Origin of the sequence: Bradyrhizobium sp. Arg816 (assembly GCF_029989365.1) — a bacterium.
Classification (GTDB): domain Bacteria; phylum Pseudomonadota; class Alphaproteobacteria; order Rhizobiales; family Xanthobacteraceae; genus Bradyrhizobium.
The window spans coordinates 298,727-312,445 of record NZ_JAPRAQ010000004.1 but is presented as its reverse complement, the minus strand read 5'-3'; the positions used below and the strand labels follow the sequence as shown (position 1 = coordinate 312,445).

The 13,719-nt window shown below is 64.9% G+C and carries 13 protein-coding genes; 6 read left to right on the top strand and 7 right to left on the bottom strand.

The features are described 5' to 3' along the window. Nucleotides 1–2: 2 nt before the first annotated feature. On the bottom strand, nt 3–1,298 hold the full coding sequence (locus tag OWC48_RS12950; protein ID WP_282520336.1) for a dicarboxylate/amino acid:cation symporter: 1,296 nt from the start codon (nt 1,296–1,298) through the stop codon (nt 3–5). A 210-nt stretch (nt 1,299–1,508) separates the two neighbouring features. Here OWC48_RS12950 and OWC48_RS12945 point away from each other — a divergent pair, with 210 nt between their 5' ends. The 5 genes from OWC48_RS12945 (at nt 1,509) to OWC48_RS12925 (ending at nt 6,835) form a co-directional block, all read left to right on the top strand. Then, nucleotides 1,509–2,510: an NADP-dependent oxidoreductase gene (locus OWC48_RS12945; RefSeq protein ID WP_247316385.1), complete on the top strand. Its 1,002-nt coding sequence runs from the start codon at nt 1,509–1,511 to the stop codon at nt 2,508–2,510. 236 nt (nt 2,511–2,746) lie between these two features. Beyond that, nucleotides 2,747–3,556, top strand: a complete 810-nt coding sequence (locus OWC48_RS12940) for a cysteine rich repeat-containing protein (RefSeq protein WP_282520335.1) — start codon at nt 2,747–2,749, stop codon at nt 3,554–3,556. 125 nt (nt 3,557–3,681) lie between these two features. Then, nucleotides 3,682–3,897 (top strand): hypothetical protein, encoded by a 216-nt coding sequence (locus OWC48_RS12935; RefSeq protein WP_282520334.1) that lies wholly within the window; start codon nt 3,682–3,684, stop codon nt 3,895–3,897. 188 nt (nt 3,898–4,085) lie between these two features. Next, nucleotides 4,086–5,225: an FAD-dependent monooxygenase gene (locus OWC48_RS12930; protein ID WP_282520333.1), complete on the top strand. Its 1,140-nt coding sequence runs from the start codon at nt 4,086–4,088 to the stop codon at nt 5,223–5,225. After that, nucleotides 5,222–6,835 carry a benzoate-CoA ligase family protein gene (locus OWC48_RS12925; protein ID WP_282520332.1) on the top strand — a complete coding sequence of 538 codons (1,614 nt, stop codon included), beginning with the start codon at nt 5,222–5,224 and terminating at the stop codon, nt 6,833–6,835. Before OWC48_RS12930 ends, OWC48_RS12925 begins: the two co-directional genes overlap by 4 nt. A gap of 168 nt (nt 6,836–7,003) precedes the next feature. Here the strand turns inward: OWC48_RS12925 and OWC48_RS12920 are convergent, their stop codons facing one another. Next, a complete protein-coding gene (locus OWC48_RS12920; RefSeq protein ID WP_282520331.1) occupies nt 7,004–7,516 on the bottom strand; it encodes a MarR family winged helix-turn-helix transcriptional regulator in 513 nt (170 codons plus the stop codon). Then, nucleotides 7,506–8,138 carry a maleylacetoacetate isomerase gene (gene maiA, locus OWC48_RS12915; RefSeq protein WP_282520330.1) on the bottom strand — a complete coding sequence of 211 codons (633 nt, stop codon included), beginning with the start codon at nt 8,136–8,138 and terminating at the stop codon, nt 7,506–7,508. The genes OWC48_RS12920 and maiA overlap by 11 nt, the downstream gene beginning before the upstream one ends. Nucleotides 8,139–8,281: 143 nt before the next feature. On the opposite strand from maiA, the gene gtdA reads away from it, so the two are divergent. After that, entirely contained in the window at nt 8,282–9,322 is a 1,041-nt protein-coding gene (gtdA, locus tag OWC48_RS12910; RefSeq protein WP_282520329.1) for a gentisate 1,2-dioxygenase, read from the top strand. Between the two features lie 108 nt (nt 9,323–9,430). Here gtdA and OWC48_RS12905 read toward each other — a convergent pair whose 3' ends face one another. The 4 genes from OWC48_RS12905 to OWC48_RS12890 all read right to left on the bottom strand — a co-directional run bounded on the left by OWC48_RS12905 (nt 9,431) and on the right by OWC48_RS12890 (nt 13,719). Further along, nucleotides 9,431–10,249, bottom strand: a complete 819-nt coding sequence (locus tag OWC48_RS12905; RefSeq protein WP_282520328.1) for an ABC transporter permease — start codon at nt 10,247–10,249, stop codon at nt 9,431–9,433. After that, a complete protein-coding gene (locus OWC48_RS12900; protein ID WP_282520327.1) occupies nt 10,242–11,015 on the bottom strand; it encodes an ABC transporter ATP-binding protein in 774 nt (257 codons plus the stop codon). The genes OWC48_RS12905 and OWC48_RS12900 overlap by 8 nt, the downstream gene beginning before the upstream one ends. A gap of 286 nt (nt 11,016–11,301) precedes the next feature. After that, nucleotides 11,302–12,306 carry an ABC transporter substrate-binding protein gene (locus OWC48_RS12895; RefSeq protein WP_282520326.1) on the bottom strand — a complete coding sequence of 335 codons (1,005 nt, stop codon included), beginning with the start codon at nt 12,304–12,306 and terminating at the stop codon, nt 11,302–11,304. Between the two features lie 45 nt (nt 12,307–12,351). Next, complete coding sequence (locus tag OWC48_RS12890) at nt 12,352–13,719, bottom strand: FAD-dependent oxidoreductase (protein ID WP_282520325.1); 1,368 nt, start codon at nt 13,717–13,719, stop codon at nt 12,352–12,354.

Sequence of the window (13,719 nt, the reverse complement as noted above, 5' to 3'; positions counted from 1 at the left end):
CGTCAATGGCCGGCCATCGCGGGCAGTTCGCCCGGAACCATGTCCGGCGTCGTCGCTTCGCCGGGTCCGAGTTCGTGCTCGGGCCCGAGCTCACCTTCCCACTTCGCGACCACGGCAGTCGCGAGCGAATTGCCGATGACATTGGTGGCGCTGCGTCCCATGTCGAGGAACGTGTCGATGCCCATGATCATCAGCAGGCCTGCCTCGGGGATGCCGAACTGCGACAGCGTCGAGGCGATCACCACGAGGGATGCGCGCGGCACGCCGGCAACGCCCTTGGAGGTGATCATCAACGTCGCGAGCATCGCCAGCTGCGTCGCGAGCGACATCTCGATGTGGTAGGTCTGCGCGATGAAGATGCTCGCGAAGGTGCAGTACATCATCGTGCCGTCGAGATTGAAGGAGTAACCGAGCGGCAGCACGAAGCTCGAGATCCGCGACGACGCGCCGAACTTGGTCAACCCCTCCAGCGTCTTCGGATAGGCCGCTTCCGAGCTCGCGGTGGAGAACGCGATCATTAGGGGTTCGCGGATCAGCTTCAGCAGATGGCTGTATCGCGGCCCGATCACGATGAAGCCGACGATCATCAGGATGCCCCACAGGATCCCAAGCGCGAGATAGAAGCCGCCCATGAAGACGACGAGCTTCCACAGCACGCCGAGGCCGTTCTTGGCGACGGTGGCCGTGATGGCGGCCCATACCGCGAGCGGGGCGAACAGCATCACATAGCTCGTCACCTTGAGCATGATGTGAGCGACGTCGTCGATCATTGCCAGGATCGGCTTCGATCGTTCGGGCATCGAGCCCATCGCCACCGAGAAGAACACGGCGAAGATCACGATCTGCAGGATCTCGTTCTGCGCCATGGCGTCGGCGATCGAGGTCGGGATCAGATGGGTCAGGAATTTTTCGATCGAGAAGGCCGAGACCGGCAAGCCGGTCGATTGCCCCGCCTGCGGCAGCGTGCCGGGGAAGTTCGCGCCGGGCTGGAGCAGATTGACCATGACGAGGCCGAGCAGCAGCGACACGAAGGACGCGCTGATGAACCAGCCCATGGTCTTGGCGAAGATGCGCCCGAGCCGCGCGCCGCTGCCCATATGCGCGATGCCACCGACCAGGGTCGCGAACACCAGCGGCGCGATGATCATCTTGATCAGGCGCAGGAACATCATGGCGATCAGGTTGATGGAGGAAGCCCATTCGGCTCTGGTGTCGGGCAGGAAGTTGAAGATCGCCGCCCCCATGACGATGCCCAGCACCATCGCGGCCAGAATGTATTGCGTAAACCTGTTCGACATCGCTTACCCCCACCTACACCGGCGCTTCATGATGTCGCAGATATGACGACGACGCAACACGCTTGGCGTGCGCGCGCGATGGCCGGATGTTCCCGTTGCGAAACGGGGCGGCGCGATCTAGCCTTCATGCAGCGCACAACGAATGCGGCTTGCACGTTTTCTTTGCGGCGGCTGCATCAATAATCGTCAAGCAAACGAAGAGGAAACGCCATGAGCAGCAGCATCAATCGCCAGATTCTTCTGGTCGAAAAGCCCAGCGGCAAGCTCGGTGCCGAGCACTTCAAGATGGTCGAGGGTGCGATGCCGGAGCCGAAGGACGGCGAGGCCTTGCTGCAGGTGCGTTACATCTCGCTCGACGCCGCCAACCGCGCCTGGATGCATGGCGCGACCTATCGCTCCGCGGTCGAGGCCAACAGCGTGATGGCCGGCGGCGGCATCGCCGAGGTCGTCAGCTCGAAGGCGCCGGGGCTAGCTGCCGGCGACATCGTGTTCGGCGACACCGGCTGGCAGGAGTTTGCCGCGGTGCCGGCAAAGCATCTCACGAAAATGCCGAAGCTGGAGCCGATGACGCATCTGCTCAGCGTGTTCGGCATCGCCGGCCTCACCGCCTATTTCGGCCTGCTGGAGGTCGGCAAGCCGAAAGAGGGCGAGACCGTCGTGGTGTCCGCGGCGGCGGGCTCGGTCGGCTCGATCGTCGGGCAGATCGCCAAGATCAGGGGATGTCGCGTGATCGGCATCGCCGGCGGTGCGGACAAGTGCAACTGGCTGACCTCCGAGCTCGGCTTCGATGCCGCCGTCGACTACAAGGACGGCGCGGTGTTCAAGGCCCTGCGCGCGGCCGCGCCAAAAGGCATCGACGTCTATTTCGACAATGTCGGCGGCGACATTCTGGAAGCCTGCCTGCCGCAGATGAACAATTACGGCCGCATCGCCTGCTGCGGCGCGATCTCGCAATATGACGGCGCCCCCGCAGCGCACGGCCCGCGCGGCGTGCCCGGCCTGATCGTGGTGAAGCGGCTGGTCATGCAGGGCTTCATCGTGATGGACTACATGAAGGAGAGCCAGCGCGCGCTCGCCGACCTCCAGGGCTGGGTCGCATCCGGCAAGCTGAAGGTGCAGGAGGACATCATCGACGGATTGGAGAACACGCCGAAGGCGCTGATCGGGTTGCTCGCGGGAGAGAACCGCGGCAAGCGCATGGTCAAGCTCTGACGACGCATTGTTTGAGCATGATCTCCGCGTAAACGCATTCCGCGTTTATCGCGAGGGAAAATCGCTGCACACTTTTTCGGATCATGCTCTAGTTGCGTCGCAATCGCGCCGGTATAATCTACTTGCGGTAGAGGTCGAAGCGGCCAATGATGCTGCACGCGGCATCACCCGCAATGATTGCTTGCATTACATTTGAAAATCGTCGGCGTTACCGACAGGGCAGGGAATTTACCCAAATGTTCAACACGTTGAAACATGCATCAACGCGTCGCGCGCTGCTGGCGGCAACGCTGTTCGCAACTGCAACAGGCGCATTCGCGCAAGCGCCGACCGAGGCTCAGAAGAGCGCCATCCGCTCCGCATGCCGCTCAGACTTCATGGCGCACTGCGCGAGCGTCACGCCCGGCGGCGTGGAAGCGTATCAATGTCTCCAGAAGAACATGTCCAGCCTGTCATCGGGATGCCAGACCGCCGTTCGCGCGGTCGAGCCCGCTGCGGCGCCGAAGACTGAAGCTGCGCCCGCCAAGTCTGAACCGGCAAAGACCGAAGCGGCCCCCGCCGCCGGGGCGAAGCCCGCCGCCGCAGCCGCTCCGAAAGCGGCGGCGTCAAAGCAGCCGAGCAGCACGCAGATTGCCGCGGTCAAGAGCGCGTGCCGCGCCGATTATCCCAAGGTGTGCGCCAGCGTGCCGCCGGGCGGCGCCCCCGCCCTCGAATGCCTCGAGAAGAACAAGGCCAAGGTTTCGCCGGCCTGCGAGAAGGCGGTGAGCGCCGCAACCGGTGGCGGCGGCGCCGCTGCGACGGCAGCGCCTGCGGGCGCAGCTCCAGCGGCGGCGGCTCCGGCGGCGGCGCCGGCCGTGATCGCTCTGCGCCCGCTGCGGCCGCGCGAAGAGCTGTTCATCGTGCGCTCGGCCTGCGGTTCCGACATCCGCACGCTCTGCGCCGGCGTCGCGCCGGGCGGGGGCCGCATCGTGCAATGCATCTCCAGCAATGCCGCGTCACTGTCGCCCGCCTGCAAGGACGTGCTGGCGCCATTCGCGGCGCGATAAGCGACGCGCGATTGCGCGCCAAGGGCGCGACCACGATCGGCCGCGCGAATGAATTTTCGCGCGCCTGCCGCGACAAATCCTTTGCCAGTAACCGATTTCGATCACGACAAGACCGGGAGGAAGACATGCGTTCATTTCTGCTTAGTGCTTCCGCGCTCCTCGCCTTCGGCGCGAGCATGACCTTTGAGTCGACCGATGCCAACGCGGTGGTGTGCGCCCGCGGCGTCTACCGCGCCGGCTGTGCCGGGCCGAATGCGGCCGTCGTGGTGCGTAAGCCGGTTCCCGCGGTCCGCTGTACCAGGGTGCTGGTGAACGGCGTCTACGTGAAGCGCTGCGTCTGACCCCGGATGGCCAAGCCCGCGCGGTTTGGCTATGGTTCGCAACGCCACTGCTTCGGACACGCGCCAGGTGCGTGTCCGGGAGTAAGCTTCGACGCGCCTCGCCTTCGATAATTCCGCTGGCGTGGACGGCCGGAGCACATTAGTCTACCCCTAGATAGTAAGTATACTGTCAATTAGGGAGGCAGACGTTGCGGATCGCCGTGATTGGCGGGGGGCCCGGTGGGCTCTATTTCGCCTATCTCTGGAAGAAGCGTCACCCCGAGGATCAAGTCGACCTGTTCGAACAGAACCCGGCCGACGCGACCTGGGGCTTTGGCGTCGTGTTCTCCGATCAGGCTCTGGAATTCCTGCGCGCCGACGACCCCGAAACGGTCGACGCAATCGCGCCGCACATGGAGAGCTGGGAGAACATCACGCTCAACCTTCACGGCGACAGCGTCGCCATCGACGGCGTCGGCTTCTCCTCGATCGGCAGGCTGGAGCTGTTGCAGTTCCTCCAGCAGCGCGCGCTCGACGCCGGCGTCACGCCGCGCTTCGACACGCCGGTCCACGCCATCGACCAGCTCAACGGCCACGACCTGATCGTCGCGGCCGACGGGCTGAACTCGCTGGTGCGGCGCGCCTATGAGGGCGATTTCGGCACGTCGCTGTCCTACTCCTCCAACAAGTTCGTCTGGTACGGGACCTCGAAGCGCTTCGACACGCTGTCGCAGACCTTCGTGAAGACCGATCGCGGCGCCTTCAATGCCCATCACTATCGCTACTCCCCGACCATGAGCACCTTCCTGGTCGAATGCGACCACGCGACATGGCAGGCCTATGGCTTCGCCTACAAGGATGCCGAGCAGTCCAAGGGCGTCTGCGAGGAGGTCTTTGCCGACACGCTGGGCGGCCACTGCCTGGTCTCCAACAAATCGGTCTGGCGCAACTTTCCCTGGGTCTGGAACGAGCACTGGTCGTTCAAGAACATGGTGCTGCTCGGCGACGCCCTGCACTCGGCGCATTTCTCCATCGGCTCGGGGACGCGGCTCGCGATCGAGGACGCCATTGCGCTGGTCAAGGCGCTGGAATCGGATGCGCATCTGTCGACCGCGCTGCATCGTTACCAGGCGGCGCGAAAGCCGGTGGTGCAGAAGCTCGTCAATGCTGCGCGCACCTCGGCCTTCTGGTACGAGCACTTCGCCCAGCACATGCAGCTCGGCCTGATGGACTTCGCCTACAGCTACATCACCCGCTCCGGCCGCATCGACGACCCCCGGCTGCGCGCGATGTCGCCCGCCTTCATGACGCTCTACGAGGCCGAGAAGAACGGCGGAGATGCCGCATGAGCAGCGAGATTCGCGACCAGGTGCCCGCCGACAGCCCGGGCGCTCGCGAAATCGGCTTTGCCATTCCGCAAACCTACAATGCCAGCCGCGTGCTGTTCGACCAGCTCGCCAAGGGCCGCGGCGACAAGCCCGCGCTGATCGGGCCCGCGGGGACGCGCAGCTATGCCGAGCTTTGCGCGGAAGCTTGCCGCTGGGGCAACGGTTTCGCCTCGCTCGGCCTGAAGCGCGGCGACCGCGTGCTGCTGTTCCTCGACGATACCCCGGCCTATCCCGCCGCATTCTTCGGCGCGGTGCGCGCCGGCTTCGTGCCGCTCCTGATCAACACGCTGACGCCGCCGGACCTGCTGCAATTCTATCTCGCCGATTCCGGCGCGGCGGTCGCGGTGGCGGATGCCGAATTCGCGACGCGCTTCGATGCGGAGGCCTGCAAGGCGACCTGCCTGCGCACGCTGATCGTCGTCAACGGGCAAGCGCGCGACCACGCCGCGCCTGCGGCGATCGCGGCGCCCGGCTGGCTCGCGCAGTTCCCGGCCGAGCTCGCGGAAGCGGATACCCATCGCGACGAGATGGCGTTCTGGATGTACTCCTCCGGCTCGACCGGCCGGCCCAAGGGCATCGTGCATCTCCAGCACGACATGGCCTACAGCGATGCCGCCTTTGCGCAGAGCGTGTTGAAGCTGACGCCCGGCGACATCTGCTTCTCGGTGCCGAAGATCTTCTTCGCCTACGGTTTCGGCAACTCCGTCACCTTCCCGTTCTCCGCAGGTGCCGCGACGCTGCTGCTGCCGGGCCAGCCGAAGCCTGCATCGATCTTTGCCGCGATCGAGCAATACAAGCCGACGGTCTTCTTCGGCCTGCCGACGCTGTACACCTCACTGACCAAGGCGGAGGGAGCAGACAAGACCAACTTCTCGTCGCTGCGCATGTCGCTTTCGGCGGCCGAGGTTTTGTCTGCGGACGTTTTCAACGGCTGGAAGACTCTCACCGGCCTCGAGATCGTCGAAGGCCTCGGCTCGACCGAGGTGCTGCACATTTATCTTTCCAATCGCCCCGAGCAGAAGAAGCTCGGCGCCGCCGGCCTGCGCGTGCCTGGCTACGAGGTCGCACTGCGCGACAAGGGCGGCCGCGACGTCGCCGACGACGAGGAAGGCATTTTGTGGGTGCGCGGCGATTCCAACACGCCGCTGTACTGGAACCGGCCGGACAAATCCGCCGAGACCATCCGCGAGGGCGGTTGGATCTACACCGGTGACCGTTTCGTCCGCGATGCCGACGGCTTCCACTTCTTCCGCGGCCGTGCCGACGACCTCATCAAGATCTCAGGCCAGTGGGTCTACCCGCTGGAGGTCGAGCTGTGCCTCGCCGACCACCCCGACATCCGCGAATGCGCGGTGTTCGCCGCCGAGCTGCCGGACCGGCGCATGACGCTGAAGGCCGTGGTGGTGATGAACGACCGCGCGACCGATCAGAATGAGGCGACGCGGCGGCTACAGGATTACGTCAAGGGCAAGCTGCTTCCTTACAAATATCCGCGCGAGGTGATTTTTATCGACGAGCTGCCGAAGACGGGAACGGGGAAGATCGACCGGCAGGCGCTATTGCGGATGTAGCAATCCCAAACTCGCTGTCATCGCCCGCGGAGGCGGGCGATCCAGTATTCCAGAGGCGGTTGTGATTGAGCCGGGAGGCCGCGGCGTACTGGATTCCCCGCCTTCGCGGGGAATGACAGTTGAGACTGGGGCAACGGCGTCACTACACACGAGAGACGCCACACCCCCTCACCCACCCTTCCCCAGATGCTCCAGCGCATCCTCGGCGCGCAGCGGCACGCGCGAGGCCTCGTTGTTGAGGTCGACGAGCTGGACCAAAAGCCCCATCAGCGTCTTGCGGTCGGCGGGTTTCAGCGGCTCCAGCATCCGCGCCTGGGCCCGCTCGACGGCGGGGATGATCTCGCGCAGGATCGCCGCGCCTGATTTCGTCAGATAGAGCAGCTTGATCCGCTTGTCTTCGGGGGCCGGCTTGCGCTCGATGAAATCCTTGGCCTGCAGCCGCTCGATCACGCTGCCGAGCGTGGAGCGGTCGAAGGCGATCACCGCCGACAGCCGTGTCGCGTCGATGCCGGGATGGGTGTGGATCGCGATCAGTGCGGCATATTGCACCGGCGTGAGATCGAACGCCTTGCACTCCTCCATGAAGATCGAGACAGCGATCTGCTGCATGCGCCGGAACAGATAGCCCGGCGCGGCGTAGACCGCGTCGATCGTGATCGGAGGGGCGGGCTTACTCGGCATCGGGCTGCTGCTCCGGCGCGGCGTTTGCGAAGGCCGGCAACCCCTTTGCCGCAGCTTCCGCCTTCAGCAGCCGCGGATAGGCAGCGACATCGACCCCGAAACGGCGGGCATTGGCGAGCTGCGGCACCAGGCAGAGATCGGCGAGCGTCGGCGCATCGCCGAAGCAGAACGGCCCCGGCTCGTCCTTGATCAGCGTCTCGCAGGCCGACAGCCCCTCGCGGTTGACCCAGGCCGCCCAGTCCTGGACCTTCTCCTCGGCCAGGCCGAGCTCGCGCAGCCGCGCCAGCACCTTCAGGTTCTGCACCGGGTGGGTGTCGCAGGCGATCGCCAGCGCGAACGCCCTCACCTTCGCGCGCCGCAACGGATCCTTCGGCAGCAGCGGCGGATTGGGATGCGTCTCGTCGAGCCATTCGATGATGGCGACCGATTGGGTCAGCGCCACTCCCGCATCGTTCTCCAGCGTCGGCACCAACCCTTGCGGATTGATGGCGAGATAGGCGGGCGCACATTGCTCGCCCTTGCGAAGATGATGCGGCAGGTGCTGGGCGCCGAGGCCCTTGAGGTTCAGCGCGATCCGCACCCGATAGGCGGCGCTGGAGCGGAAATAGCCGTGCAGCTTCATCGGAACCCTCCCTTTCATTTTCCGTCATTCCGGGGCTCGCAAAGCGAGAGCCGGAATGACGACCTTGTATGTCGTTCGTCACGTTGACGCTACCTAGATCGTCAGTATACTGTCAATTAACAAAACGATCGGGAGCAGCAACCATGGAAGCCGTGACCAAGACGCCGGAACGCGAGGCGTTCTACCGGAAGATCGACGGCGAAAATCTCACCGCGCTGTGGACGGTGATGAGCGATTTGATCACGCCGGAGCCGAAGAGCGGCTGCCGCCCGCATCTATGGAAATTCGAAATCATCCGCGACTACATGACGGAGGCCGGCAAGCTGATCACGGCCAAGGAAGCCGAGCGGCGCGTGCTGGTGCTGGAGAACCCCGGCCTGCGCGGCCAGTCGAAAATCACGACCTCGCTCTATGCCGGCGTGCAGATGGTGGTGCCCGGCGACGTCGCGCCCGCCCACCGGCACAGCCAGTCGGCGCTGCGCTTCGTGCTCGAAGGCAAGGGCGCCCACACCGCGGTGGACGGTGAGCGCACCGCGATGGAGCCCGGCGATTTCATCATCACGCCGTCGATGACCTGGCACGATCATTCCAACGAGACCACTGAGCCGATGTTCTGGCTCGACGGCCTCGACATCCCGCTGGTGCAGTTCTTCGACTGCTCCTTTGCGGAAGGCTCCAAGGAAGACCAGCAGAAGATCACCAGGCCCGCCGGCGATAGCTTTGCGCGCTACGGCCACAATCTGCTGCCGGTCGACGCGAAGCGATCGTCCAAGACCTCACCGATCTTCAGCTATCCCTATGCCTACACCCGCGAGGCGCTGGAGAAAGCCCGCGCGAGCCAGGAGTGGGACGCCTGCCACGGATTGAAGCTGAAATTCAGCAACCCCGAGACCGGCGATTTCGCAATGCCGACCATCGGCACCTTCATCCAGTTGCTGCCGAAGGGTTTCAAGACCGCACGCTACCGCGCGACCGATGCGACCGTGTTCTGTCCGATCGAGGGCAAGGGACGCAGCCGTATTGGCGATGCCGTTTTCGAATGGGGCCCGCGTGATCTGTTCGTGGTGCCGAGCTGGCAATGGGTGACGCACGAGGCCGAAGACGACGCCGTGCTGTTCAGCTTCTCGGATCGCCCGGTGCAGCAGAAGCTGGATCTGTTTCGCGAGGATCGCGGCAACGCGTGAGGCTCTCGTAGGGTGGGCAAAGGCGCAACGCGCCGTGCCCACGTCTTCTCATGAAGGAATGGTGGGCACGCTTACGCTTTGCCCACCCTACGGCTGCGGTGATTGTGGCTACCGCCAGTGCAACAACCGCGTCTCCAGCCAGCCAATCACCTTCCCGACCACAAGCCCGAACACCGACAGGATCACCACGCCCGCGAGCAGCTGATCCGTCTGCATCAGATTGCCGGCCTGAAGCACAAAGGCGCCGATGCCGTACTGGGCGCCGATCATCTCGGCGCTGACGACGAGCAGCAGCGCGACGGACGCGGTGATGCGGAAGCCGGCGAGGATGGCGGGCAGCGCGCCGGGCCAGATCACCTTGCGCACGATGGTGGCGAAGGGAACGTTGAAACTCTGCGCCATGCGGATGAGGTTGCGCGGCACCGCATCGACGCCGCTATAGACCGAGATCGCGGTCGAGAAGAACACGCCGAGCGCAATGGTGGCGATCTTCGGCTCTTCGCCGATGCCGAGCCAGAGAATGAGCAATGGCAGCAGCGCGATCTTCGGGATCGGGAACAGCGCCGAGATGAAGGTGATGCCGACGCTGCGCGCAAGCCGCGACAAGCCGATGGCAAAGCCGACCGCGACGCCGGCCGCTGTTCCCAGCACCCAGCCGACGCCGATGCGCAGCAGCGAGGCCGAGAGATGCTGCCAGAGCGCGCCTGACATCGCGAGCTGGTAGATCGCGCGCGCGATCGCAGCCGGCGCCGGCAGGAACAGCGGATTGACGAGCCCGGCGCTGCCGGCCGCCTGCCAGATCGCAATGACGAGGGCGAGCGCGATCCAGCCGCCGAAACGGCTGCTCGCGGGCACGAAGCCGGCGCCGCGAAAACGGACGCGCCGCGTCGTGTCGTCCTTCGCAGACGTCCCCGCGCGATCAAGCATGCTGGACCTCGCGCTCGGCGTCGATCGCCTCGTTGCGGATCAGCGACCAGATCTGGTTCTGAAGCGCCAGCAGCTTTTCACGCGCAGCGATCTCGCCGCGCTCGGTGCGCGTCATCGGTACGGTCACGACCTCTCGAATGCGGCCCGGCCGCCGCGACAGGACCACGATGCGGTCGGCGAGCCGTGCGGCCTCCTCGAGATTGTGGGTGACATAGACCGCGCCCATGCCGCCATCGGCGAGCAGGCGGACAAAGTCTTCCATCAGCAATTCGCGGGTCTGCGAATCCAGCGCCGAGAGCGGTTCGTCCATCAGCAGGATGGCGGGCTTGACCGCAAGCGCGCGCGAAATGCCGACGCGCTGGCGCATACCGCCGGAAAGCTGCTTCGGATAGGTTGTGCGGAAGTCGGTCAGGCCGGTGCGGCGCAAGGCGTCGTCGACCAGCGCGCGGCGCTGGGCCGCCGAAAGCTGCGTGTGCAGCAACGGGAATTCGACATTCTCCTCCACCGTCGCCCAGGGCAGCAGCGCGAAATCCTGGAACACGAAGGTCAGCGGATTGAGGCTGTCCGCCGGCGGGGCCCCGCGCAGCTCGGGCGCGCCGGACGTCGGCTGCAACAGCCCGCCGAGGATCGACAGCAGCGTGCTCTTGCCGCAGCCGGACGGACCGACGATCGCCACCACCTCGCCGGCACCGACGGTGAAGGAAACGTCGTCGAGCACGGCGAGGTCGCCGAAGCGATGGCTGATGTGGTTGGCGATCAGGTCCATGCGACGAGCCCGCTTTTTTCACCCTCCCCTGGAGGGGGAGGGTCGGTTCGTATTGAGCGAAGCGAAATGCGGGCCGGGGTGGGGTGACGGACTATCCGCAATGATACTGACAGTGGATAGGCGCGAACCCTTCGCGAGTGGTTAGAGCGAACGACGGAGAGATCGCCGCTGTGGCTCACCCCGCCCCGCTCGCTCCGGACGATGCTGCGCATCGCCGGTACGATCGACCCTCCCCCTCCAGGGGAGGGTGGCAGATCGCCTGCCGCACCAATCCACATTGTTAGCATCAATCCGCCTTCACAAAATCCTTGGCGATGATCGTGTTCGCATCAAAGCCCTTGTCGGCAAAGCCCTGCTCCTGCAGCCATTTGATCTGGTTGTCGACGTTCTTGACGTCGAGCTTGCCGTCGGGATCGATATAGGCGCAATTGCCGACCACCTGCTCGACCGGCAAATTGGTGTATTTGGCGATGATCTCCAGCAGCGGCTTTGTCTTGTCGTTGATGGGCGCGACGCCGTCCTTCATTGCGGCGAGGATGACGTCGTGATATTCGCGGTCGGCTTTCGCGAGCACGCCGAGAAATTTCGTCACCAGCACCTTGTTGGTCAGCGTCTTGGGCGAAGCGAACACCGCACCCAATTGCCAGGGCGTCTCGTCGCCGACCCATCCCAAAAACTTCGCGCCGCCCTCGTCCATCAGCTTTCGCGCGGTGGAGATCGGCAGCAGCGCCGCATCCACGGTTTCGCCCTTCAGGGCGGCCGCCGCGTTCGACAGCGATTGCAGCGGCACGATCTTCACGTCGGCGAGCCTGAAACCGTATTTGTCGGCGAGCAGCCCCAGCGAATAGTGAAAGGACGAGCCAACCTGCGTCATCGCCACACGCTTGCCCGCGAGGTCTTTCGGCGTCTTCAGCCCGGCGGCATAGGCGTTGTTGCTGGCGAAATAGCCGATCAGGGGATAACCGGCCTTCTCGCGGCTCATGCCGCCGATCACTTTCAGCGTGCCTTTGCCGGCGAGATTGTAGAGACCCGCCGTGAAGGCGGTGACACCGAAATCGATGTCGCCCGAGGTGGTCGCGACCGCGATCGGCTGCGCCGCATCGAAGAACTTCAGCTCGACATCGAGACCGGCCTCGCGGAAATAGCCCTTGTCCTGCGCAATGAAGACGGGCGCGGACGACGACAGGCGGAGCACGCCGACCCTGGCCTTCAGCGCGTCTTCGGCCCGGGCCGCGCCCAGCGCTGTGATCGTCATCAGGCCAGCCAGTGCGAGCCGCACAATCCCGATCATCCCGTTTCCTCCGTCGTCGTTCTCTCGGTCGTAATGTTACAACCGTCACAATCCTTCGGGCACGGGCTGGTCCCGCCCGATGAAGGCGCCCTGTTGTTTCAACGTTTCCTGCAATTTTTCAATGGGGATGTCGCGCGGGATGCGGTTTCCTGAGAGCGCGAGCGCGGCGGCGGAACCGGCGGCCTCGCCCATCACGAAACAGGCACCGGAAACCCGCGCCGCCGACTGGCCCTCATGGGTCATCGAGGCGCAGCGGCCGGCGACGAGGAGATTGTCGACGCCCTCGGGCACCAGCATCCGGTAAGGCAGCTCGTTATAGCCGCGCGATTCCGGGATTGGCGGGAACGTGAAGACGACATCGCCGGGAACATGGGCCTCGATCGGCCAGCCATTGACGCCGATCGAATCCGCGAACGAGGCGCAGCCGAGCACATCCTCGCCGCTGAGCTGGTAGCCGCCCTTGATGCGACGGGTCTCGCGGATGCCGAGCTGCGGCGGCAAATCGACGATGTAGGATTTTTCAAAACCCGGCACGCTGCTGCGCAGGAACTCGAATGCGGCCAGCGCCTGCTTGCGGCCCTCGATCTCGCCGCGGGTGAGGTCGTCGGGCTCGATGCCGTTGATGGCATGGCCGTCCTCGCGCGCCACTTGCGTGAAATTCACCCGCCATTCGATGCCTGATTTCTGCGGCCGCACGATCGCGCTCTTGCGCGGGAATGTGTGGGTGCCGGCGGCGATCGCCTTCTCCATCAATTGCGGGATGGTTCGCCAGGCATCGCCCGCCTTCTCGGGATCGATGCCGTTGAGACGAAGCATCATCGAGGGGTACATCGGATGGCCGTGCTCATCGCCGACCTCGAACGGCGCCCCGGCCCAGACCGCGAGGTCGCCGTCGCCGGAGCAATCGATGAAGATCTCGGCGCGGACCGCCTGCCGTCCGGCCTTGGTTTCGACCATCAGCGCATCGATGCGGCTGTTATCGCCCATCACGACACCGGCACCGAGCGCATGGAAGAGGATGTGCACCTTGTGGCTGGCGAGCAGCTCGTCGGCCGCGATCTTGTAGGCCGCGGTGTCATAGGCCTGGGCGAAGACCTTGCCGAGGATCAAATGCGGCGCGTTGAGGCCGTTCAAATGATCAATCCGCGCCAGCAGATCGGACGCCATGCCCTGCACCAGCCGGTGGGCCTGGCCGTAGACATTGCCATGCAGGCCGCAGAAATTGGTGACGCCGGCAGCCGTGCCCATGCCGCCGAGGAAGCCGTAGCGCTCGATCAGCAGCGTCTTTCGTCCCGCGCGCGCCGCTGACGCCGCCGCCACGATGCCGGCCGGCCCGCCGCCGAGAACGACGACTTCATATTCGCCGTAGAGCGGCACCTGGCGTGCCGGTTCTTCGATCATCATGGCCCGCAT